We start from the raw sequence: 22,443 nt of genomic DNA, 5'->3' as shown, positions 1-22,443 counted from the left end.
GTCTACGGAGGCACGGCTCAGCCGTAGCCCGCCGGTCAGGGAGTTGCGCGCAGAAGTGTCAGATCCGGCGCCCGCGACCAGCGGGCCGGATAAACAGATACCGGGGACCTGACATGCAGCGAGCATACCCTCAGCGTTGCGCGCGGGCCGAAGCATATAAACAGACGGCGGCGGCCGCGGCCAGATTGAGGCTCTCCGCGCCGCCATAGATCGGTACGCGGACCCGGCGGTCGGCGGCTTTCAGCACCTCGGACGGCAGGCCGTGGGCTTCCGAACCGAACAACCAGGCGGTACGGGCGGCGAGCTGACCGCCGTCCAGCAGCGAGTCCACGTCGTCCTCGCCGGTGCCACTGGTCGCGAGCACCTGCAGCCCGTTGTCCTGCAACAGGTCGACGACGCTCAGCGGGGAACGGACCACGTCCACGTGGAACAGTGAGCCGGCTGACGACCGTACACACTTGCCGTTGTAGGGGTCGACGGCGTCGCCGGCGAAGATGACCGCCCCGGCCCCCGCCGCGTCCGCCGTGCGCAGCACGGTCCCGGCGTTCCCGGGGTCCCGGATCTCGGCGACCACCGCGACCAGCCGCGGGTTCTTCGCCAGGGCCTCACCGATCGAGACGTCGCCCTGCTCACAGATCGCCACCAGGCCCTGTGGGTGCACGGTCTCGGCGAGCGCCGCGAGGGCGTCGTCGGTGACCGGCGACAGCTCCGGAGCCTGGGCGGCCAGGTCGGCGTGCCGGTCCAGGGCGGCCGGGGTCCCGAAGAGTTCGATCACCGCGCCCGCGGCGAGCGCCTCACGGACGGCCTGCGGTCCTTCAGCCAGGAAACGCCCGGCCTGGTCCCGGTCCCGGCGGCGTTGCAGGCGGCGGGCGGCGACGATGCGGGGGGTACGGGGCGTGAACATGGTCTCCTCACGAAAACGCCTCCCGATCAGTGACCGGGAGGCGTTTGAAAAGTGCTACGCGAAATCAGGCAGCCTGCGCGGCGGCGCCGCCGGTGCCCTCGGCCGCGACGGCCGCGCGAGCGACCTCGACGATGGCGGCGAAGGCAACCCCGTCGTGGACCGCGAGGTCGGCCAGGATCTTGCGGTCGACCTCGACCTCAGCCAGCTTCAGACCCTGGATGAGACGGTTGTAGGTCATGCCGTTGGCCCGGGCCGCCGCGTTGATACGGGTGATCCAGAGCTGACGGAAGTCGCCCTTGCGGTCACGACGGTCACGGTACGAGTACTGCATCGAGTGCAGTACCTGCTCCTTGGCCTTCCGGTACAGGCGGGAGCGCTGACCGCGGTAGCCGCTCGCGGTCTCGAGCAGTGTGCGGCGCTTCTTCTGGGCGTTTACCGCCCGCTTGACGCGTGCCATTTCTAGTTACTCCTTCAGGGAAAACCGGGTCAGGCGCGCGTCAGCGGCCCAGAAGCTTCTTCACACGAGCGGTGTCGGCCTTGGCCACAACGACCGTGCCGGTCATCCGGCGGGTGACGTTGGAGCTCTTGTGCTCCAGGTAGTGACGCTTGCCGACCTGCTCGCGCAGGATCTTGCCCTTGCCGGTCACCTTCACCCGCTTACCCATGCCGGTGTGGCTCTTCATCTTCGGCACTTGACGCCTCTTTCTGGTCTTTCCCCGCAACCAGGGGGACGGGGAAAAGCTGTTTACTCTGCGGTGGTCTCGGCCGGAACCGGAACCGAAACCGCGGCCTCGGCTTCGGACTCGACGACATCGTCCTCGACGACGTCGCCCTCGCGCGGCTCACGTGCGGGCTTGGCGCCGGCGGCGACAGCGGCGACGGCAGCGGCCTTGGTGGCCCGGTGCGGAGCCAGCACCATGATCATGTTTCGGCCGTCCTGCTTCGGACTGGCCTCGACGAAGCCGAGTTCCGAGATCTCCTCGCTGAGCCGGCGCAGGAGCCGGAAACCCAGCTCGGGACGGCTCTGCTCACGACCACGGAACATGATCGTCACCTTGACCTTGTCGCCCGCCTTGAGGAACCGCACCACGTGACCCTTTTTGGTCTCGTAGTCGTGCGGGTCGATCTTCGGCCGAAGCTTCATTTCCTTGATGACGGTCTGCTGCTGGTTGCGTCGCGCTTCGCGGGCCTTGAGTGCGCTCTCGTACTTGAACTTGCCGAAGTCCATGAGCTTGCACACCGGCGGCCGCGCCATCGGAGCAACCTCGACCAGATCCAGATCGACATCCGCGGCCAGCTGGAGAGCGCGCTCGAGCGGCACGATGCCGACCTGCTCACCCTCCGGACCGACCAGGCGGACCTCACGAGCCCGGATCTGTTCGTTCACGCGTGGTTCGACGCTGATGGGGCCTCCTCAGTTGATACCTCGCCCGGCCAATTAGGCCAGGCGCTGCCAATGTCGGTCGGCCCCGAGTGTCCCGCTGGCGGCGGGACGCCGGGAAAGCAGAAGGCCCCGCACGCTCTGAATGAAAAAGAGCATGCCGGGGCCCGCTCGACCGGTCATCGGCGCCCACAACCAAGGACGCACACCTGACAGGGACTAATCCCTGTCAGGGAGACCGGACCCGGCCACTGAATGACTCGGGTGGGAACCAGCGGGCTCCTCTTTCGCGTCCCTGCAAAAGCACGGAGCCTAAGCATGGACGTGGTCGACTGCTAGCCATCCTAGCAGGCGCCTGAAGAGCAGCCCGCATGCCTCTACGCAGGTGGTTGCGAGGCCGAATGCAAAGACCGCAGCGTTCGTACGCCATCAACGGCATAGTCCTTGTCCACCGCCTGCAGCGCGTGGATCGGTACCTGGTCGTCGTTCTCCAGCTCCAGGTGCGCCCACGCCGAGTTCCGGTCGAAACGGACCGCGCGCACCACGTTCCACGGCAGGTCGTAACCGCCGATGACGTTGCGCACGTGCACACCGTCGTCGTCGGCGGTGACCCGTGGCCGGCAGAACGTGAGCACGCCGAGGCCCAGCAGGATCCCCAGGCCGATCATGGCGAACTGGTCGCCGCGCTGGAAGCTGGCGTTCTTGTTCTCGAACCCGGCCGAACCGGTGAGGCCGAAACTGATCACCGTGAAGAACAGCGCGAGCGCGATCGCCAGGGGCACGGCCACCCAGCGGATCTTCTTCGGGCGATAGAGCACACCAGTCATCTCAGAGCCTGCAATTCGCGATGGCGGTGACCAGGATGGCGCGGGCGCCCAGGTCGTACAGCTCGTCCATGATCCGGTGCACGTCACTGCGCTGGACCATCGCCTGGACGGCCACCCAGCCCTCCCGGTGCAGCGGGGACACCGTCGGCGACTCGATACCGGGGGTCAGGGCGGTGGCCTGGTCGAGCAGGTCGGCCCGGACGTCGTACGCCAGCATCACGAAACTGCGGGCCACCAGCACACCGTGCAGCCGCCGCAGCAGTTGCGCGGCCCCGCCGACGGCCTCCTGGTCACGCCCGATCAGGATCGCCGAGGACTCCATGATCGGCTCACCGAGGGTGACCAGACCCGCCTGGCGCAGCGTCGCACCGGTCTCCACCACGTCGGCGATCAGATCGGCCACCCCGAGCCGGACCGCGTTCTCGACCGCACCGTCGAGACGCACCACGTCGGCCTTCAGCTCGTGCTCGGCCAGGTAGCGGCCGACCACCCCGGGGTAGGCGGTGGCGATCCGGCGGCCACCGATCTCGTCGACGCCGGTGAGCGTCCCCGACGGGGCGGCCCAGCGGAACGTGGCCCGGCCGAAGTTCAGGTCGAGCAGCTCGGTGGCCGGGACTCCGGAGTCGACCAGCAGGTCCCGGCCGGTGATGCCGAGATCCAGGTCACCCGAGCCCACGTACGTCGCGATGTCCTTGGGCCGCAGGTAGAAGAACTCGACGTTGTTGGCTTCGTCACGGCAAATCAGGTCTTTGGGATCGGTGCGCTGGCGGTACCCGGCGTCCCGCAACATCTGTGACGCGGGGGCCGAGAGGGTGCCCTTGTTGGGAATGGCGATGCGCAGCATGACGTGCTCCTTCGATCTGTGAACGGGTCGGCGGGACGCGCGTTCACAGATGTCGGTAAACGTCCTTCAGCTCCAGTCCGGAGGCGATCATCAGGCACTGAACCTGGTAGAGCAGCTGGGAGATCTCCTCGGCGGTGCGTTCCGGCCCCTCGTGCTCGGCGGCCATCCACGACTCGGCCGCCTCTTCGACGACCTTCTTGCCGATGAAGTGGACTCCTCGCTCGAGCGCCGCGACGGTGCCCGACCCGGGTGTCTTGTCCGCCGCCTTGTTCTGCAACTCGGCAAACAGTTCTTCGAACGTCTTCACGAGATCCGATTGTGGCAGCTCATCACGTCTTGACGACGAACGCCCCCAGCCCGTGGGACGTCTTCTAAAGTTCCGGTCATGGTCAGCCGAATCCCCTCCGTGGCCCTCGGTGGCGCAGCGCTGCTGCTCGCCAGCGTGACGGCCTGCTCCCCGATGGAAGAAAACAGCCCCTCCGCCACGTCGGGCCCATCGTCCTCCGCCGCCGCGACCTGCGCTCCGGCGGACCTGAAGACGCTCGCCGCCGGCAAGCTCACGATCGGAACCGACAACCCGGCGTACGGCCCGTGGTTCAGCGACAACAAGCCGGCGAACGGCAAGGGCTTCGAGTCCGCCGTGGCCTATCAGGTCGCCGAGCGCCTGGGTTACCAGCAGTCCGACGTGGTCTGGACCGATGTGACGTTCCTCAACGCGGTCGCGCCCGGGCCCAAGACGTACGACATCGACGTCAACCAGTTCTCGATCACCGACGAGCGCAAGGCGGCGGTGGACTTCTCGTCCCCGTACTACCTGGTGCGCCAGGCCGTGATCACCACCAAGGGCTCGAAGATCGCCGGTGCCAAGTCCCTCGCGGACCTGAAGACCGCGAAACTCGGCGCCCAGGTCGGGACCACCAGCTACCAGGCGCTCACCGAAGTGATCAAGCCGAGCGCCGACCCGTCGGTGTTCAACAACAACGACGACGCCAAGAAGGCCCTGGAGAACGGCACCGTCGACGGCATCGTGGTGGACCTGCCGACCGCGTTCTACATGACCGGTGCCGAACTGGACAACGGCGTGATCGTCGGCCAGCTGCCGCAGGTCGGCGTACCCGAGCAGTTCGGCATCGTGCTCGACAAGAACTCGCCGCTCACCGGCTGTGTCAGCAAGGCCGTCGACCAGCTCCGCAACGACGGCACCCTCGCCGTTCTGGAGAAGACGTGGCTCGCCGGCAGTGACGGAGCTCCCGAGCTCTCGTGAGTCACATACCCAGCGCACGGCAACAGGAACGGGTCGCATACCGCCGGGGGCGGGCGATCCGTTCCGTTCTGCTGGCCGCCACATCGACGGCCGTCGTCGGAACACTGCTCGTCGTCGGCATCACCGGCGCGCCCGGCTGGGAACGGGTCAAGGAGTCCTTCTTCGACCCGGACACCGCCGTCCGATACCTGCCGCAGATCCTCGAGGGCCTCTGGCTCAACCTGAAACTGCTGGTGGTCTGCGCGACCCTGGCGATGGCGCTCGGGCTGCTGGTGGCGGTGCTGCGCACCCTGCGCGGACCGGTCACCTTCCCGGTACGGGCGCTGGCGACCGGGTACACGTACTCGTTCCGTGGTCTGCCGTTGATCATCGTGATCTACCTGTTCGCCTTCGGCATTCCCGGCCTGCGGTTGCAGGGCACCCCGGACGTGCTGTGGCTGGGCGCCGGGGCGATCATCGTGACCTACGGCGCCTACCTGGCCGAGGTGTTCCGGGCCGGCATCGAATCGGTGCACCCGAGCCAGATCGCGGCGGCCCGTTCGCTCGGGCTGAGCTACCGGCAGGCGATGCGGCACGTGGTACTGCCGCAAGCGGTCCGCCGGGTGTCTCCGCCGCTGCTCAACGACACCGTGGCCCTGCAGAAGGACGTCGGCCTGATCTCCCTCGCGGGACCGATCGACGCGATCCGGGCCGCCCAGATCGGGGTGGCCCAGGACGCCGACTTCACCCCGTACATCGTTGCCGGGGTGCTGTTCGTCCTGCTCGCCCTGCCGCTGATCGCGGTCACCGACTGGGTGACCCTGCGCGCGGCCCGTCGCCAGAACGCGGGGAACTAGTGCTGCTCTCCTGTCACGAGGTCCGCAAGGTCTTCGGCGAGAACGTCATCCTCGACGGGCTCAGCCTGGACGTCGGCGAGCACGAGGTGGTGGCCCTGATCGGCGCCTCCGGCTCGGGCAAGTCGACCCTGCTGCGCTGCGTCAACCTGCTCACCGACATCGACGACGGCACGATCCACCTGGACGGCGACGAGATCACCGACCCGAAGGCCGATCCGGACGAGGTGCGCCAGCGGATCGGGCTGGTGTTCCAGAGCTACAACCTGTTCCCGCACATGACAGTGCTGGACAACATCACCCTGGCTCCGGTACGCGTACACAAAAAGCCGTTGAAAGAAGCCCGTGAGCAGGCGATGCAGTGGCTGGACCGGGTCGGGTTGGCGGACAAGTCGGGCGCCTATCCGGACCGGCTCTCCGGCGGCCAGCAACAGCGGGTCGCCATCGTCCGGGCCCTGGTCAACAACCCGCGCCTGCTGCTGCTCGACGAGGTCACCTCGGCGCTCGACCCGGAGCTGGTCGGCGAGGTGCTCACCATGATCCGTGACCTCAAGGGCGAGGGCATGACCATGGTGCTGGCCACCCACGAGATGGGTTTCGCCAAACAGGTGGCCGACCGGGTGGCGTTCCTGGACGGCGGCAAGGTCCTCGAACAGGGGCCGCCCGAGCAGGTGCTCGGCGACCCCGTCGAAGCCCGGACCAGGCAGTTCCTGGCCCGCATCATCGAAGCAGGAAGGCTTTAGCCCGCTTCTTGACCGCGCCGGCCAGGTGTTTGGGATCACGCAACCGGGCCACCCGGCTGATCGTGGCGGCGACCTTGGCCGACCGGCCGCTCTTGAGTCGCCGCAACTCGTCGCGCAGGTTGCGGAGCTGCTGCTCCCGGGTGCGCAACTGCTGGTCCCGGAAGCGCATGGTCCGTTCCAGGCCGAAGATGTGACCGGCCTGCTCCTTGATCGTGGCGCGGGCCTGGTCGGCGTCGGCGAGGGCGGTCCGCAGGTCGGGCACGTCCGAAACGTCCGGCACCGTCCCGGCGAGGGCGGGCCGCCCGTCCGGCACCGTCCCGGCGATCTCTCGCCCGCGGGTCAGGATCTCGTCGGTGGGCTCGGTGCCGGACATCGCCAGCCACATCTTCACCAGGTCGTCGCCGTCGGTCATCCACGGGGGCCACGGGTGCCGGTGGTGGCCGCCGATCAGTCGGTGCCGGAAGCGGAACCACGCGGCGGCGAGGTTCGCCGATCGTTCAAAGGCATCTGAGCTACGGCTAGCCGTAGCTGAGGCCTGGAATGGGTCGCCGTCGAACCGGACCGCATCGAGATTCGCGGCATATGCCCGGAATCCCGGCACGTCCTCAGCGGCAGCCAACCGCAGCAGCACCGTCTCAGCGTCCTCGACGTCCGGCACCACCCGGTCACCGACATGCCAGCCGTCCGCCGCGAGATCCGCAGCCCCGGCCGGGGTGTAGACGGTGTGCGTGGCGCCGCCGGAACCGAGCACCACCAGCCAGCCCGGCGCGACGGCGTCGAGCATCCCGGACCGGGCCGCGGCCTCGGCGGCGTCGCCGACGGACGCGAGGAGCGGCGTGTCCGAGGCCTCCAGCGCGGCGACCGCGAGGCGCATCGCCGGAAACCCTGCTTGGGTACGGGTGAGAGCCCCCGATTCCAGCAGCGTGTGCTCCCCGAAGCGGGCGTAACGCCGCTGCACCCCGCCGAGCAGGTCGTTCACCTGTGCTGCCGACCCCGGCCGGCGCGGGTCGTCGTGCAGTGGCCGCCACTCGTCGTCGCCGTAGCGGTCCTTGGCGGGCCGCCGGTCCAGCAGCCCGGTGATCGAGAAGCCGTTCTCCACTCCGATCACGACCAGCGCCGCCGGCCCGGCCAGTCCGCGCAGCAGCGCCGCCCGTTCCGGCCAGTCCAGGGCCGCCGAGTCCGGGCCGAGCAGCCGGTCCAGCCCGTCGGCGGCGATCACCACGTCGAACGGCTCGGGTTTCTCGTCGGCCAGCCCGTCCAGGGCGCCGGTGACCACCGCGTACATGTTGCCCCGTACCGCCTCGGCGTCACTGACCGACCGCAGCAGGACGGTGACGTCGTCGCTGCGGCTCGCGACCAGGTCGAGCACGCCGGTGTGGTGCGGCCCGGCCACCAGCACCCGGCCGGGCCGGTCCGGCAGCAGGTCGGCGAGGAAACCGGTCAGCGCCGGTCCACCGGCCGGGTTCCGGTCGGTCCACGGCTGGATCTCGCCGCGGACGACGGGCGGCAGCGTGCGGTCAGTCACGAGGGTTCCAATCGAAGAGCATGCGCATCTCGGCCGGCGGCATCAGGTGGTGGCGGCCCAGTTCGGCGTCGGTGGTGGCGCGGGCCGTGGCGAGGTCGATCTGTTTGCCCAGCATCTCCGGCCAGAGCCGGGCGATCCGGGCCTGCCCGCCGAAGAGCGGGTTGTCGCCTTCCAGTTCCATCGGGTCGCCGTAGACGGCGGGTTCGCACCCGGCCGCGACACCGAAGAAGATCGCGGTGCTGAGCCGGTTGGCGGCGACCCGTTTGAAGCCGCGGAACGCCTCCAGCTGCTTGTACAGGAAGCGCCGGTCGGTGCCCTCGTAGTTCCAGCCCCGCTTGCCGAAACAGATCACCTCGAAACCGGCCTCTTCGTAGGCTCGCCGGACCTCGGGCCGCTCGAACTCGGTGTAGTAGAGGCTGATCGTGACCGGCTCGGTCTCGGTCTCCTTGATCTCGGAGATCAGCCGGGCGTGGTCACCCTCGATCTTGCCGCCCTTGCCGCCGCCCTCCCAGCCGTGGAAGAGGAACCAGAGCGTGCCTCGGCGTTCCGGCTCGGGCACCGCACCGAGGGTGGGTTCCAGTTCGGCGAGGTAGAGGAAGGGCGCGCCGACCACGTGGTAGTCCCGGCGCCCGAGCGAGTGGCCGCGCCGGCGTGGCGGGTCGCTCCAGGTGTACCGCCAGGCACCGTCGAAGAACTCGTGCACCGGGTTCCAGCCGCAGCCGACGTTCCACCCGTGCTGCAGGTAGCCGCGGATCCGGGGCGGGTGCTCGTCGTCCAGGCCGCACCAGCGCGCCAGGATGTGCGTCTGCCCGTAGTAGTGGTTGTGATGATGCATGCCGATCAGCTCGTCTCCAGGTGCAGGGTGCCGGCCCGCGCGTAGAGGCGGTGGCGGCCGAGGCGGCGGGGCAGCCCGGTGAGCGCGAACGTCTCGACCTGGACGGCGTACGGCAGCTCGCCGTCCGCACGGGCGAACAGTGTCCAGTCGGTCTCGTCCGCCGCACCGAGTGCCGCCAGGTCCACCTCCGCCGACCAGGTCACCCCGTCGTCGGTGATCCGGCAGACGGTGTCCACGGCGTCGTCGGAGTTCGGCAGGAAACGCCGCCACACGATGCCCCGGTGGTCGACGCCCGGCCGGCACGGCCCGCTGACGGTGACCAGGTCGCCGTCGATGCCGAGGTCCGAGACGGAGGCCCGGGCGGGCGCCTCGATCAGGTTCAGGTACTGCCCGGGTGAGCGGGAGACGCTGAGCATCCGGTCGCCGTGCGGCACACTCACCGCCCGGTCCAGACCGGTGATCAGGATCAGCTTGCCGCCGATCTTGGGGATCAGCACCGTACGACCGAGGAAGGGATCGTCGGGGCTGGCCGCGTCGACCACCGCACCGGCCGGGACACGGGCGGTGAAGACACCGCCGGGGCCGAGGTCCAGCGGCACCCGGATCTCCCGGGCCGCCCGGGTCAGCCGCAGCACCGGGTCGTCCACCGCGCCGGGCAGCCGGCCGGTCAGCACCAGCGTGTCCCCGTCGGCGACCGCACCGGTCAGCTCCGGGTCGCCGTTCATCCGGCGCAGCAGCAGCCGGCCGTCGTTGGCCCGGACCGGCTGGAACCAGTCGTCGGCGATCCGGGCGCCGGCCGGGTACTGCACCTGCGAGTTGATCAGTTTGCGGCGGCGCACCCGGCCGCTGCGCACGGTGGCCAGCAGTTGCACCGCTCCCCGGTTCGCGGCGACCGACGCGAGTAGTTCCCGCGGCACCCGGGCGGTGAACCCGGCCGGGCGCTGTTCGCCACGCGCGTCCGGCACGTCGAACCGTTCGCTCTCCAGGGGTGTCTCCCGAGTCCCGGCGAGCAGCGAGATCCGCAACGTCGCGTCGGCGGTCGCCCGCAGGTGGTGGATCTCCGCCGTGCCGCGGACGATCAGCGCGTCGTCGTCCCAGGTCAGTTCGGTGACGGCGGCGCGCAGGTCGAGATCGGCGCGGGACAGCCGGTAGACCTCGGACGGCACTCCGGCGGTCTCCGGCAGGCCCGGATAGTGCCCGCGGAACCGCCACGGCAGCACCGGGTGCCGTCGCGCGCGCGGCCCGGCCGCCAGCCCGCCGTCGGCCCGGAACCGGGCCAGCCGCTGCAGCAGCTCCACATCGCCGGACTGCAGCCCGTAGTACTCCATCCGCTGGAACGACGACGCCTTCTCGAACACCTCGGGCAGCAGTCGCCGGGTCAGTCGCCGGCCCAGTTCCAGCAGGGCCGGGGCCTCGTGGTCGGGGGCCGCGCCGAACGCCTGGACCACGGTGGTGAGATCGATCTGGGCGAGGTGGCCGTGCACTCCGGGGCGCAGGCCGGGGGCTTTGCGGTCGACGATGTCGAGAACCCGTTCCGCCGAGACCACCCGGTCCTCCAGGTTGCCGATCTGGAACTTCAACTGGGTGATCGATTCGCCGGACTCACGCTCGCGCCAGTAGTAGACCGGTGCGGCCAGGCAGTCCACGGTCACCGCGTCGATGTGGGCCTTCAACGTGACCGGGTAGTCCTCGTACCGGATCGCGGGGAACTTGAAGTCGAACTGGTCCCAGAAGCGACGTCGGTAGACCTTGTTCCAGACCATCCGGTCGACGGCCAGCTCGGGAAACTCCAGCACGTGGGTGGCGGGACGGTCGGTGGCGTAGGCGATCCGGTGCACGTACGACTGGCGTACGCCCGACGTGTTGTTGAATCTCCGCGCGTTGCCGCCGGCGATCGACGACGAGGTCCGGTCGAGAGAACCGACCAGCAGCTCGTACGCGTGCCGGGGCACCAGGTCGTCGCTGTCCACGAACGTCAGGTATTCGCCCCGCGCGTGGGTGACCCCGGTGTTGCGGGCCGGGCCGAGGCCCTGGTTCTCCTGGGTGACCAGCCGGAACCGCGGGTCCCGCGCGCAGAAATCGCGGGCGATCGCCGCGCTGCCGTCCCGCGAACCGTCGTCGACCAGCACCACTTCGAAGTCCCGGAACGTCTGCCGGGCCAGGGAGTCGAGGCAGGCCGCGAGGTAACGCTCCACGTCGTAGAACGGCACGACGATGCTGAGACGGGGAATCAACTGCTCATCTCCGGAATAGGCGGCGGACCGGGGAAGCTTCCCCGTGCCGAGCGCCTATTCCGGGAACTCGAGGTGTCGTGCGGGTGAAGTCAAGCTATTGCTTGACCACCTCACGGATGGCCAGCGCGGCGTCCAGGACGGCGACGGTGCTCTGCCAGCCCTTGTCCTCGATCGAGTCCTCCAGACCGGCCCGGTCGCGGGCCTGGCCGAGGCTCTGCACGGTGAGCACGCCGTGCCCGACCGGGGTGCTCTCGTCGAGCGCCACCCGGGTCAGGCCCGCGGTCACGGAGTCGCAGACGTACTCGAAATGCTGGGTCTCGCCCTTGATCACGACGCCCAGGGCGACCACCGCGTCGAGTTTGCGGGCCAAGGCCTGTGCGACCACCGGCAGCTCGACCGAACCGGCCACCCGCATCACCACGACGTCCGTCACCCCGCACGCCTCGGCGGCCGCCTCGGCCCGGCTGATCATGTGGTCGACCAGGTCGTTGTGCCAGCGGGAGCCGACGATGCCGAGCCGTAGCCCGGCCGCGTCGACGGTCTGCAGATGTGGATCACCGAAACCGGCCATGGAAGTCCCCCTCGTTAGTCATCATTCACCCTGCTCGGGGACTGGTCAGGCCAACTCGGCGAAGAGGTGGCCACGCTTGTCGTGCAGGTAACGCACGTTGTCCGGGAACCGCACGACCGTCCCGGCGGTCTGCCCCAGGTGGGCCACCAGGTCGGCGATGGTGATCAGGGGCAGGTCGTGCTCGGCGGCGAACGTCTCCAGGTCCGGGCGGCGCTGCATGGTGCCGTCGTCGTTGACCATCTCGCAGAGCACCCCGGCGGGGCGGCAGCCGGCGAGTGCCGCCAGGTCGACCGCGGCCTCGGTGTGACCGGGGCGGCGCAGCACACCACCCGGCCTGGCCCGCAGCGGAACGACGTGACCCGGGCGGTTGAAGCTGTCCGGGCCGCTGTCGGCCGCCGCCAGCAGGCGGATGGTGTGGGCGCGGTCGGCGGCCGAGATGCCGGTGGTGATGCCGTGCCGGGCGTCGACGGTCACCGCGTACGCCGTCTTGAGGTTGTCCTGGTTGGTCTTCACCATCGGCGGGAGGTCGAGCCGGTCCGCCTCGGTCTCCGGAATGGCCACGCAGACGTAACCGGACGTGTAGCGGACCATGAACGCGACCAGCTCCGGTGTGGCGTGCTCGGCCGCGAAGATCAGGTCGCCCTCGTTCTCCCGGTCCTCGTCGTCCACCACGATCACCGGCTTACCGGCCGCGATGTCCTTGATCGCGCGTTCGATGCTCTCAGACATTGCGGCTCCCCAGCATCTTCTCGACGTACTTGGCGATCACGTCGACCTCGAGGTTGACCGGATCGCCGATGGCCTTGCTGCCCAGCACGGTCAGCTTCGAGGTGGCCGGGATCATCCCGACCGCGAAGCTGTCCTCGTCGACCGTCATGACGGTCAGTGACACCCCGTCGACGGTGATCGACCCTTTCTCCACCACGTATCTCGCCAGCTCAGGCGGGAGCGAGAAGCGCACCACCTCCCACTGGTCGGCCGGCTCACGGGCGATGATCCGCGCGACGCCGTCCACGTGGCCCTGCACCAGATGGCCGCCGAGGCGGCTGCCGAGGGCGGCGGCCCGCTCCAGGTTGACGTTGCTGCCGGTCCGCAGCGCGCCGAGCGAGCTGCGCCGCAGCGTCTCGCCCATCACGTCGGCGGTGAACACCCCGCTCTCGTTGTCGATCACGGTGAGACAGACGCCGTTCACCGAGATCGAGTCGCCGTGCCGCGCGTCCGAGGTGACGACCGGGCCGCGGACGGCGATCACCGCGGAGTCCTCGGCTCCCTCGGTCAGGCGGATGATCTCGCCCAGTTCTTCAATGATTCCGGTGAACATCTAGAAAGTCCGTTCTTCCTTTTTGAGGGTGGCGGGCGGGGCGGTCGGATGGCTCTCTTTCGGGCGCAGGGTCGCCGTGAAACGCAGGTCGCCGCCGATCTGCGCGATTTCCAGGAAGTTCAGGTCGACCGCGTCGGTGATGGTGCCGATCCCGGCGTCGAGCAGGGCGGTCCGGCCGGCACCGAGCAGTTTCGGCGCGACGTAACCGATCACCCGGTCGATCAGCCCGGCGGCCAGGAAGGCGCCGGCCAGCGTCGGCCCGCCCTCCAGCAGGACGTTGCGGACGCCGCGGGCGAACAGCTCGGTGAGCAGGGCGGACAGGTCGACGCGGCCGTCCGGCCCGGCGCCGGACTCGGCGGTGGTGACGATCCAGGTGGGTGCGGCGGCGTCCCGGACCCGGGCGTCCGCGGGGGTCCGCCCGGACGAGTCCACCACCACCCGCATCGGCTGTTTGATGGCGAGTGTCCCGTCCCGCAGGTCACGGACGGTGAGTTGCGGGTCGTCGGCGACCACGGTGCCGACTCCGGCGACGATCGCGTCGACGGTGCTGCGCAGCACGTGCACGTCGGCCCGGGACTCGGCCGAGGAGATCCACTGGCTGGTGCCGTCGGCGGCGGCCGACCGCCCGTCGAGGGTGGCCGCGAACTTCCACGTCACGTAGGGCCGGCCCCGGCGCACCGCGGTCAGCCAGGCCACGTTGCCCAGCTCGGCGTCGGCCCGCCGGACCCCGGTGATCACCTCGACGCCGGCCGCCCGCAGCGTGGCGGCACCGCCGGAGGCCACCGGGGTCGGGTCGTCGACGGCGATGACGACCCGGCGGACACCGGCGTTGATCAGGGCCTGGGAGCACGGGCCGGTCCGGCCAGTGTGGTTGCAGGGTTCCAGGGAGACCATGCAGGTCCCGCCGCGGGCGCGCTCGCCGGCCTGGGCCAGGGCCACGATCTCGGCATGCGGGCCGCCGGCGTAGGCGTGGAAACCCTCCCCGGCCACCTCACCGGCGGGGTCGAGCAGGATGCAGCCGACCACCGGGTTGGGGCTGGTCGTGCCGAGACCCCGGACGGCCAGCGCGACAGCGCGGCGCATCGCCTCGTCCTCGGTGACCATCAAAGTCCTCTCGCGCGGTAACGGCACGCGCGGAGAGATGGTGGGAGAACGCCAGGAATCGGACACTGAGGGTACGCTTCGCGCACCCCGGCGAGGTCGTGCCGATGAGGGCACGACCCGTCCGATTCCGCGCGCTGTCTCCCATCCGGACTGTCAGACCAGCATGTGCTGATCAACCGTCGGCCCTGGAGTCTCACCAGGTCCACCGCTCGCCCTTGGTGGGGCGATCGGGTCGCGGGCTTACCGTCGCTTTCGCGTCGGATCACCGCCGGTTCGGAATTTCACCGAGTCCCGCCAGCGCGTGGTGGGTCACCCCCGAGTCTTGCACGGGTTCGCGACTTTGCCACCTGCCGGGGGATCTAGTTCACAACGAGCCTCGCCGAAAAAGCCCTGAGCAGGACAGATGGGCATGTCACGAATACCACATCACCCATGGGAATACATCTTTCAGTCGGCCTCGTCGCGGCGGCGGTCGATCGCGACGTACGACCCGGGCTGTGACTTCGCGACCTTCTTCATCTCCGAAGCCACCGCGATCACCGCCCGCGGATCGAGGAACCGGCGCCCGTCCTCGGTCGCCTGCGCCACCCCGATCGAAAGCGTGACCAGAGCCGCCTTCTGCTTGTTGCCACGCCGGTCCGGCACCTCAATGTAACCACGCTGAGCGTCCTTCGGCTCGTACAGCCGGTCCGCCGCGGTCTCGAAGTCGGTCACCGTCCGCTGGGTCAGCGGCAGCACCTGATCGGGCTCGCAGATGAACACGAAGTCGTCGCCACCGATGTGCCCGAGGAAGATAGACGGTTTCCCGGTCTGACTCGACGCCCGCTGCAGACTCCGGGCCAGCGCGATGATGAACTCGTCACCGCGGTCGAACCCGTACACGTCGTTGACGCTCTTGAACCGGTCGACGTCGATGTAGCCGACCGAGTAGTCCCGGCCGGACCGGATCCGGTCGCTGATCTCGCGCCGCACCCGGGCGTTACCGGGCAGGCCGGTCAGCGGCGACACCTCACGCGCGTCCCGGTGCCGGCGCAGCGTGTTGGTGACCCGGGCGATCAGCTCCTCCAGGTCGAACGGTTTCACCAGGTAGTCGTCGGCGCCGGCCTGCAAGCCGTGCACCTTGTCCCCGGTCAGCCCCATCGCGGTCAGCATGATCACCGGAAGCGCCGAGGTCAGCGGCTCGGCCCGCAGCTGCCGGATCAGCTCGACCCCGTCCATCCGCGGCATCATCCAGTCGATCACCGCGAGGTCGGGCAGGTGCGTCTCCATCAGGTCGAGCGCCTCCTGGCCGTCCCGGGCCCGGATCACCTCGAAACCACGCAGCTTGAGATTGAACTCGACGAAGCCAGCGATGTCCTGATCGTCGTCGACCACGAGCACGAGGCTCGGTCCCTCCTCGGAGTCCAGTTCGGGATCGATCTCGGGAAGCGGCTCTGCCTTGCTCATCTCACCTTCCAGCCCAGTCAGGCTCGATAATGGTCCTTACCGGCGAGTCACGCCAGCCCCATCCGCCCGGCGGCCAACGCGCGCAGCTTACGGATCGCCTCCGCCGGGTCGGCCGCGCCGTAGACCGCGGTGCCCGCCACGAACGCGTCCGCACCCGCCTCGGCCGCCTGCTCGATGGTGTCGGCGGCGATGCCACCGTCGACCTCGATGCGGATCTGCAGGTCGTTGACGTCGGCCCGGCGGCGCACGTCACGCACCTTGCCGAGCAGCTCCGGCATGAACGACTGCCCGCCGAACCCGGCCTTGATCGTCATGATCAGGATCGTGTCGAGGTAGGGCAGCAGCTCCAGGTAGGGCTCGACCGGCGTGTCCCGGTCGATCGCCAGCCCCGCCTTCGAACCCGCCGCCCGCAGCGCCTTCGCCAGGGCCACCGGGTCCTCGCACGCCTCGGCGTGGAAGGTCACGTTGTAGGCGCCCGCCTCCGCGTAGGCCGGGGCCCACCGCTGCGGGTCGTTGATCATCAGGTGCACGTCGAACGGGATCGTCGTCGCCTTGCGCAGGCTCGTCACCACCGGCAGGCCGATCGTCAGGTTCGGCACGAAATGGTTGTCCATGACATCCACGTGCACCCAGTCGGCCGCTCCCTCGATGGCACGCACCTCCTCCCCCAGGCGGGAGAAGTCGGCGGCGAGAATGCTGGGCGCGATGATGGGCGATCGTTCCACGACCCGAAGTCTAGGACCCCCGGACAGCATGGTCGCCGACAGGCCGGTCCCCGTGGAAAAGCCGGGCCCCTTCGGGCCCGGCCACTTTCCGATCAGATCAGCTGGTACGGCGCAGCACCGCCAGGAACATCGCGTCCGTGCCGTGCCGATGCGGCCAGAGCTGCACCGTGGGCCCGGCGCCCAGACCCGGCATGCCCGGCGGCAGCAGCGGGCGCGCGTCCACGAAGTCGACCTCGACGCCACTGCGCCGGGCCCCCTCGCTGACCGTGACCTGCGTCTCCACCATGTGCGGCGAGCACGTCACATAGGCCACCACACCACCCGGCCGGACCGCCCGCAACGCCGCCACCAGCAGCTCCCGCTGGAGCCGGGTGAGCGGCGGCAGGTCAGCCGGCTGCCGGCGCCACCGCGACTCGGGCCGGCGCCGCAGCGAACCCAGCCCGGTGCACGGCGCGTCCACCAGCACCCGGTCGAAGCCCTCCTCCGGCAGGTCCGGGTCCCGGCCCACCGAGCGGCCGTCCATCGGCAGCACCGTCACCGGCATGCCCTCGGTGGCGAGGTCGACGAGGCGGGCCCGGTGCTCGGCCACCTCGACGGCCGTCACCTCGGCACCCCGCCCGGCGGCGATCGCACCGATCAGCCCGGTCTTGCCACCGGGACCGGCGCACAGGTCCAGCCAGCGGGTGTCCCGGCCCTCGATCGGGGCCGCCAGCAGCGCGGCCGCCACCAGCTGCGAACCCTCGTCCTGGACGTGCGCCCGGCCCTCCCGGATCGCGGCCATCTCCCGCGGGGCGCCGCCGTTGAGGTACACCGAGTACGGCGAGAACGCTCCCGGCACCCCGCCGACCTCGTCGGCCAGCTCGACCGCGTCGGCCCGGCCCGGACGGGCGCACAGGTGCACGGCCGGCGGCTGGTTGTCCTCGATCAGCAGCCGGGCGGTGTCCTCCAGGTCGCCGCCGAGCGCCTCCGCGAACGACCGGATCACCCACTGCGGGTGGTGGTGGATCACCGACAGGTGCCCGATCGGGTCGGTCTCGTACGGCGGCGCGAGCCGCTCCAGCCAGGCCTCGAGGGTGGTCTCGGAGATCGTGCGCATCACCGCGTTGGAGAACCCGGCCGCACCCGGAGCCACCGAGCGCACCAGGTCGACCGTCTGGTTGACCGCCGCGTGGGTCGGCACCCGGGTGTAGAGCAGCTGGTAGGCGCCGAGCCGCAGCGCGTCCCGGGCCGGCGGGTCGATCCGGGCGACCTCACGCTCGGCGGCCGCCGCGATGATCAGGTCGAGGGTGCCGACCGCGCGCAGCGTGCCGTACGTCAATTCGGTGGCGAACGCCGCGTCCCGGCCGTGCAGGCCCATCCCTCGCAGGATGTCGGAGAGGACCAGGTTCGCGTACGCGTCGTCGCGGTGCACGGCGGCCACCGCCTCGTACGCCGCCTGCCGTGCCGGGTCCGCCGGTGGCCGGCCCGCGCGCGGAGCCCGGCCGCTGCGCTCGTCCCGGGGGCTACCCGGGCCGCTCGGGCGGCTCGGCCGTCCGCCGTGCGGGCGCGAGGCCCTGTGTTCCGTCACGCCAACTTCTCCCCTGCTTCGATACGCATACCGCGCGCCCAGTCCGTCGCGGACATGGGCTTCTTGCCGGCCGCCCGGACCTCGCCGAGCTGCACCGGCGTGGTGGCCGTGCCGGCCAATACCTGCTTACGCTCGACCAGCAGCTCACCGGGCCGCAGCGCCGGGGCGTTCGCCACCGGCCGCACCGGGCCCAGTTTCAGCCGCTCGTCGCGCAACGTCGTCCACGCGCCCGGCGCCGGGGTGCACGCCCGGATCCGCCGGTCCACCGCGAACGCCGGATCGTCCCAGCGCACCCGGGCGTCGTCCACCGTCAGTTTCGGGGCGTGTGTCACCCCGTCGGCCGGCTGCGGATGGGCCCGCGCCGTCCCAGCCTCGATCGCGTCCAGCACCGCCACCAGCAGCCCGGCGCCCTCGACCGCCAGCCGCTCCAGCAGATGCCCGGACGTGTCGTTGAACCGGATCTGGTCGGTCAGCGTCCCGTAGACCGGGCCGGTGTCCAGACCCGCCTCCAGGTCGAACACGCTGGCCCCGGTCACCGCGTCGCCGTGCAGGACCGCGTGCTGCACCGGCGCCGCACCGCGCCACGACGGCAACAGCGAGAAGTGCAGGTTCACCCAGCCGAACTTCGGGATCTCCAGAGCCGACGGCGGGACCAGCGCGCCGTACGCCACGACCGGCACACAGTCCGGCGCGATCTGCCGCAGCCGCTCCTGGAACTCCGGGTCCCGTGGCTTCTCCGGTGTCAGCACCTCGATGCCACGCTCGTCGGCCCACGCACCGGCCGGGGAGCGGACCAGACGGCGGCCCCGACCTGCCGGGGCGTCCGGCCGGGTCACGACCGCGACCAGCTCGTGCCCGGAGGCGGCGAGCGCGTCCAGGCTGGGGACGGCTACCGCCGGGGTACCCGCGAAGACCAGGCGCATCCGCCTCACCGCCCCGAACTGAAGAGACCGGACCCGAAGATCCCGCTGCTGTGCGGGTTCTCCTTGATCGTGGGGGGCTTGCCGGCGTCGTACCAGTCGGCGGTCCGGATCTGCCGCATGGCGTCCTTGCGGGCCGCCGAGTCCAGGCGGTCCAGGAAGAGCACCCCGTCCAGGTGGTCGGTCTCGTGCTGGACGCACCGCGACATCATGCCGGTGCCGACGAGCTGGACCGGGTCACCGAACTCGTTGAAACCGTTGGCCACCACGTTCTGCCGGCGTTTGGTGTCCACGTAGATGCCGGGGATCGACAGGCAGCCCTCCGGGCCGTCCTGCTCCTCCTCGTCCGGGAACGAGAGCACCGGATTGACGATGTGGCCGACCACGTCGTCGACGTCGAAGCTGAACACCCGCAGGCCCACGCCGAGCTGCGGCGCGGCCAGACCGGCACCACCCTCGTCCTGCATGGTCTCGATCAGGTCCTTCACCAGCTTGCGCAGTTCCTTGTCGAAATCGGCGACGTCGTCGGCCGGTGTGCGGAGCACCGGATCGCCGAAGAGACGGATGGGCTGAACGGTCACGCGGTGAAACTCCTGACTCTGATGGGCGGCACCGGCCCAGTCTACGGAGTGACCCGTACGACGCCGCGCTGACAGTGACCGCACGAACACCTCTGACGGGCCGTGCCCGGCGACGGTCAGAACAGGTCGGCCGGATCCACCTGGATCCGCACCGGCAGAGCCGCCTTGCGGGCGCTGCGCACCCCCGCCGCCTCGTGCAGCGCGTGTGCCAGATCGGCGGCCTTCGAACGGGCCACCCGCAACAGCATCCGCTCCTGCTCCTCGCCGGCCGGAACCGGGCCCAGCACCTCGGCCCCCTCCGGCAGCCGGGCCAGCCCCAGCAGCTCGTTGACCGCCACCGTCAGCCCGGTGACACTGGCCATCCGGGCCGCCGGCGGGAAGCCCAGATCCCGGCGCTCGGCCAGCTCCCGGGCCGCGAACCAGCCCGGATCCCACCGCAGCAGCGCCTGCACCGGCGCCAGCGAGCCGTCGGCGACCACCACGACCCGGCCACCGTCGGCCGCGGACCGGGCCAGCGCCGCCGCGTTCAGCCAGCGCCGCATCGTCTCCTCGGCGGCCCGCAGATCGGCCCGGCTCAGCAGGGCCCACGTGTCGAGCAGCAGCACCGCCCCGAACCCGCCCTCGGCCACCGGCTCCGCCCCCGGCGTCGACACCACCAGCGCCGCCTCGGCCGCGACGGTGGTCAGCACCTCGTCGCGCCCGGACGTGCGCACCGGGAAACCGGCGAAAGCCCGGCCCATCTCCTCCGCGGTCCGCCGGGCCCCGATCACCGAGGCCCGCAGCCGCCGGTCGTGGCAGACCGGGCACTCCCAGGCCGCCGCGGCCCGCCCGCACCAGTGACACACCGGCACGTCCCGGGCGCCCTGCAGCCCCAGCGGACCGGAACAGTGCGGGCATCGCGCCGGGGAGCGGCACTCGGCGCACGCCACCGACGGCAGATAGCCGCGCCGGGGCACCTGCACCAGCACCGGGGTCCCGGCCTGCAGCGCCTCCCGGGCCGCCTGCCACGCCAGACTGGGCAGCCGGGCCACCACCGCGCCGGGATCGCGGGCGAGCTGCGAGTCGTCGCCGGTCGGCGTGATCGCCGGGGAGCGGTGCCGGCGCACCGCCCGATCCGCGGTGATCTCCCGTGCCCAGCCGGTCTCCAGGAGCAACTGCCCTTCGCCGGTACGGGCGAACCCCGCCACCAGCGCCGCGCAGTCCGCCAGCCGGGCCCGGGTCAGCAGCACGTCCCGCGCGTGCGGGTAGGGCGCCCGCGGCTCGGCGTGCACATCGTCGCCGTCGTCCCAGATGATCACCAGTCCCAGGTCGGCGACCGGCGCCCACACCGCGGCCCGGGTCCCCACCACGACCGGCACCTGATGCCGGCTGGCGGCGAGGAACCGCCGGTATCGTTCGGCGGGCCCGAGTGCCGCGTTCAGCGCTACGTGCCGCCCCGGTCCCAGGGTCGCCTGCAGCGCCCGGTCGACCCGGTCCAGGTCACGGGCGTCCGCGACGACGATCACCACGCCGCGCCCGCCGAGCACGGTCGCGGCGGCCGCCTCCGCGAGGCGGGCCGGCCAGTCCTCCCCCGGAAGCCCCGACCACACGGCCCGAGCCGGCTTCCCGTCCCGCAGAGCACGGAGGAAGGCACCGCCGGTCAGGTACGAATCCCAGCCGCCGGCGGCGGGCTCCTTGATCCCGGAGTCCTCCTCGATCGCCGGCGGGTCGGCCGCCTGCGACTCCACCCGGGCGTGGCGGGGCGGGACCGCGAGGCGCAGAACGTCGGCGAGGTTGCCCGCATAGCGGTCGGCGACCGCTCGGGCCAGCTGGGCGACGTCCGGGTCGAGGACCCGCTCGGCGGAGACCACTTTCTCCAGGTAGGAGAGTTTCCCGGGGTGCTCCGAACTCTCGGCCCGCGACAGCAGGAAGCCGCTGACCAGTTGCCCGGCGAAGCGGACCTTGACCCGCACCCCGGGCTGCGCCGCCTCGTCGTCGCCGGTGGAGACCAGATAGTCGAACGGCCGGTCCAGGTGAGCCAGCGCCACATCCACGCACACCCGGGCCACGGGCAGCCGCTCGGCCGGCTCCCGCTCCCCGCGTGTTCCCTTGTTGGCCATCGCCGAACATTCTGCCCGCCCGGTACGACACTTCCGGGCGGGGTGCGGGCGTCAGTGGGTCAGGCAGCTCACCGTCGAGGCCCGCAGGTCGATCTCGACGATGTCGGGGAACCGGAGGTCGGCCCAGAACCGGGCCGGGTCGGTGGCCAGCTGGTAGCGACTGGCCATCCACACCGTCGGGGCGAGACCGTGGGTGCCCATCACCAGGGTGCGGTTCTGTGCGGCGGCCGCGGCGGCGTGCCGGACCACCGCGGCGTCGAACCGCTCGATCACCTGGTCCCGCGGCTCCCAGCCCTCGGGGCACTCGCCACGCGCGTAGGCCAGCGCGGCCGAGTGGTAACCCTCGTCGGTGAACCACACGTGCGGGCGGTGCACCTCGGCGAGCCCGGCGTCGCGGACCACCCGCTGGGCGCCGGCGATCTCCTGCATGGTCTGTGCGGCCTTGGGTTCGGTGCTGGCCACGTAATAAGCCGGATGACAGACGTGCAATCGCAGCAGGCGGGCGGCGACCCGGCTCTCCTGTGCGAGCTGCCACTGTTCCGACGGCACGTCCGGATCGACCGCCGGCATGGCGTGGCGGACAACGATCACCCGTTCACCCTGGACAGCCGTCATCACCGGAGCGTAGCCGCCAGAACCACCCACGAGACTCATGCGAACGAACACGCAAAACCGGCGCCAGCGGATCAACGCCAACGGCCGGCACCCGGAAAAAGGGT

Annotated in this window: 23 protein-coding genes, 1 pseudogene and 1 riboswitch; of the genes and pseudogenes, 3 read left to right on the top strand and 21 right to left on the bottom strand. The window is 70.6% G+C overall.

Annotation, left to right across the window (positions count from 1 at the left end):
* Positions 1-130 precede the first annotated feature (130 nt).
* From BLU81_RS43940 to BLU81_RS43910, 7 genes are all read right to left on the bottom strand, one after another.
* Positions 131-904, bottom strand: coding sequence for a TrmH family RNA methyltransferase (locus tag BLU81_RS43940; RefSeq protein ID WP_092555216.1), 774 nt, complete (start codon positions 902-904; stop codon positions 131-133).
* A gap of 64 nt (positions 905-968) precedes the next feature.
* Positions 969-1,361, bottom strand: coding sequence for a 50S ribosomal protein L20 (gene rplT, locus BLU81_RS43935; RefSeq protein WP_092555214.1), 393 nt, complete (start codon positions 1,359-1,361; stop codon positions 969-971).
* A gap of 40 nt (positions 1,362-1,401) precedes the next feature.
* Positions 1,402-1,596: a 50S ribosomal protein L35 gene (gene rpmI / locus BLU81_RS43930; RefSeq protein WP_092555212.1), complete on the bottom strand. Its 195-nt coding sequence runs from the start codon at positions 1,594-1,596 to the stop codon at positions 1,402-1,404.
* 53 nt (positions 1,597-1,649) lie between these two features.
* Complete coding sequence (gene infC, locus BLU81_RS43925) at positions 1,650-2,291, bottom strand: translation initiation factor IF-3 (protein ID WP_092555210.1); 642 nt, start codon at positions 2,289-2,291, stop codon at positions 1,650-1,652.
* 371 nt (positions 2,292-2,662) lie between these two features.
* Positions 2,663-3,112, bottom strand: a complete 450-nt coding sequence (locus BLU81_RS43920) for a PH domain-containing protein (protein ID WP_092555207.1) — start codon at positions 3,110-3,112, stop codon at positions 2,663-2,665.
* 1 nt (position 3,113) lies between these two features.
* Positions 3,114-3,956 carry an ATP phosphoribosyltransferase gene (hisG, locus tag BLU81_RS43915; protein ID WP_092555205.1) on the bottom strand — a complete coding sequence of 281 codons (843 nt, stop codon included), beginning with the start codon at positions 3,954-3,956 and terminating at the stop codon, positions 3,114-3,116.
* Between the two features lie 43 nt (positions 3,957-3,999).
* Positions 4,000-4,263 (bottom strand): phosphoribosyl-ATP diphosphatase, encoded by a 264-nt coding sequence (locus BLU81_RS43910; protein WP_092555203.1) that lies wholly within the window; start codon positions 4,261-4,263, stop codon positions 4,000-4,002.
* A gap of 78 nt (positions 4,264-4,341) precedes the next feature.
* Between BLU81_RS43910 and BLU81_RS43905 the strand changes: the two genes are divergently transcribed.
* From BLU81_RS43905 to BLU81_RS43895, 3 genes are read left to right on the top strand one after another with little or no spacing between them, the layout of a single operon-like run.
* On the top strand, positions 4,342-5,220 hold the full coding sequence (locus tag BLU81_RS43905; protein ID WP_092555201.1) for an ABC transporter substrate-binding protein: 879 nt from the start codon (positions 4,342-4,344) through the stop codon (positions 5,218-5,220).
* Between the two features lie 5 nt (positions 5,221-5,225).
* The gene (locus tag BLU81_RS43900) at positions 5,226-6,056 is read left to right on the top strand and encodes an amino acid ABC transporter permease (RefSeq protein WP_373873253.1); all 831 of its coding nucleotides are present in this window, start codon (positions 5,226-5,228) and stop codon (positions 6,054-6,056) included.
* A complete protein-coding gene (locus BLU81_RS43895) occupies positions 6,056-6,796 on the top strand; it encodes an amino acid ABC transporter ATP-binding protein (RefSeq protein ID WP_092555197.1) in 741 nt (246 codons plus the stop codon). Before BLU81_RS43900 ends, BLU81_RS43895 begins: the two co-directional genes overlap by 1 nt.
* Here BLU81_RS43895 and BLU81_RS43890 read toward each other — a convergent pair.
* The 14 genes and pseudogenes from BLU81_RS43890 to BLU81_RS43825 form a co-directional block, all read right to left on the bottom strand.
* Complete coding sequence (locus tag BLU81_RS43890) at positions 6,774-8,321, bottom strand: hypothetical protein (RefSeq protein ID WP_092555195.1); 1,548 nt, start codon at positions 8,319-8,321, stop codon at positions 6,774-6,776. The genes BLU81_RS43895 and BLU81_RS43890 overlap by 23 nt on opposite strands.
* On the bottom strand, positions 8,314-9,156 hold the full coding sequence (locus BLU81_RS43885; RefSeq protein ID WP_092555193.1) for a hypothetical protein: 843 nt from the start codon (positions 9,154-9,156) through the stop codon (positions 8,314-8,316). Before BLU81_RS43885 ends, BLU81_RS43890 begins: the two co-directional genes overlap by 8 nt.
* Positions 9,157-9,161: 5 nt before the next feature.
* Positions 9,162-11,390 (bottom strand): glycosyltransferase family 2 protein, encoded by a 2,229-nt coding sequence (locus BLU81_RS43880; RefSeq protein ID WP_092555191.1) that lies wholly within the window; start codon positions 11,388-11,390, stop codon positions 9,162-9,164.
* Between the two features lie 94 nt (positions 11,391-11,484).
* Positions 11,485-11,961 carry a 6,7-dimethyl-8-ribityllumazine synthase gene (gene ribH / locus BLU81_RS43875; RefSeq protein ID WP_092555189.1) on the bottom strand — a complete coding sequence of 159 codons (477 nt, stop codon included), beginning with the start codon at positions 11,959-11,961 and terminating at the stop codon, positions 11,485-11,487.
* Between the two features lie 126 nt (positions 11,962-12,087).
* Positions 12,088-12,690, bottom strand: a pseudogene (ribB, locus tag BLU81_RS43870) (3,4-dihydroxy-2-butanone-4-phosphate synthase); the annotation flags it as partial.
* Positions 12,683-13,282 carry a riboflavin synthase gene (locus tag BLU81_RS43865; protein WP_092555187.1) on the bottom strand — a complete coding sequence of 200 codons (600 nt, stop codon included), beginning with the start codon at positions 13,280-13,282 and terminating at the stop codon, positions 12,683-12,685. The gene BLU81_RS43865 and the pseudogene ribB, both read right to left, overlap by 8 nt.
* Positions 13,283-14,386, bottom strand: a complete 1,104-nt coding sequence (gene ribD / locus BLU81_RS43860) for a bifunctional diaminohydroxyphosphoribosylaminopyrimidine deaminase/5-amino-6-(5-phosphoribosylamino)uracil reductase RibD (RefSeq protein WP_092555185.1) — start codon at positions 14,384-14,386, stop codon at positions 13,283-13,285.
* 129 nt (positions 14,387-14,515) lie between these two features.
* Positions 14,516-14,689, bottom strand: a riboswitch (FMN riboswitch).
* Between the two features lie 144 nt (positions 14,690-14,833).
* On the bottom strand, positions 14,834-15,832 hold the full coding sequence (locus BLU81_RS43855) for a GGDEF domain-containing response regulator (protein WP_172890746.1): 999 nt from the start codon (positions 15,830-15,832) through the stop codon (positions 14,834-14,836).
* Between the two features lie 47 nt (positions 15,833-15,879).
* Entirely contained in the window at positions 15,880-16,587 is a 708-nt protein-coding gene (gene rpe / locus BLU81_RS43850) for a ribulose-phosphate 3-epimerase (protein ID WP_092555183.1), read from the bottom strand.
* Between the two features lie 67 nt (positions 16,588-16,654).
* Entirely contained in the window at positions 16,655-18,124 is a 1,470-nt protein-coding gene (locus BLU81_RS43845; RefSeq protein ID WP_092555181.1) for an RsmB/NOP family class I SAM-dependent RNA methyltransferase, read from the bottom strand.
* A complete protein-coding gene (fmt, locus tag BLU81_RS43840) occupies positions 18,121-19,047 on the bottom strand; it encodes a methionyl-tRNA formyltransferase (protein ID WP_092555179.1) in 927 nt (308 codons plus the stop codon). Before fmt ends, BLU81_RS43845 begins: the two co-directional genes overlap by 4 nt.
* A 5-nt stretch (positions 19,048-19,052) precedes the next feature.
* On the bottom strand, positions 19,053-19,625 hold the full coding sequence (def, locus tag BLU81_RS43835) for a peptide deformylase (protein ID WP_092555177.1): 573 nt from the start codon (positions 19,623-19,625) through the stop codon (positions 19,053-19,055).
* A 116-nt stretch (positions 19,626-19,741) separates the two neighbouring features.
* Positions 19,742-21,658 carry a primosomal protein N' gene (locus BLU81_RS43830; protein WP_092558516.1) on the bottom strand — a complete coding sequence of 639 codons (1,917 nt, stop codon included), beginning with the start codon at positions 21,656-21,658 and terminating at the stop codon, positions 19,742-19,744.
* 117 nt (positions 21,659-21,775) lie between these two features.
* Positions 21,776-22,339 (bottom strand): histidine phosphatase family protein, encoded by a 564-nt coding sequence (locus BLU81_RS43825; RefSeq protein ID WP_157752027.1) that lies wholly within the window; start codon positions 22,337-22,339, stop codon positions 21,776-21,778.
* Between the last annotated feature and the right edge of the window lie 104 nt (positions 22,340-22,443).

It is taken from the genome of Actinoplanes derwentensis (assembly GCF_900104725.1).
GTDB lineage: Bacteria > Actinomycetota > Actinomycetes > Mycobacteriales > Micromonosporaceae > Actinoplanes > Actinoplanes derwentensis.
This window is presented reverse-complemented; position numbering and strand designations above follow the sequence as displayed.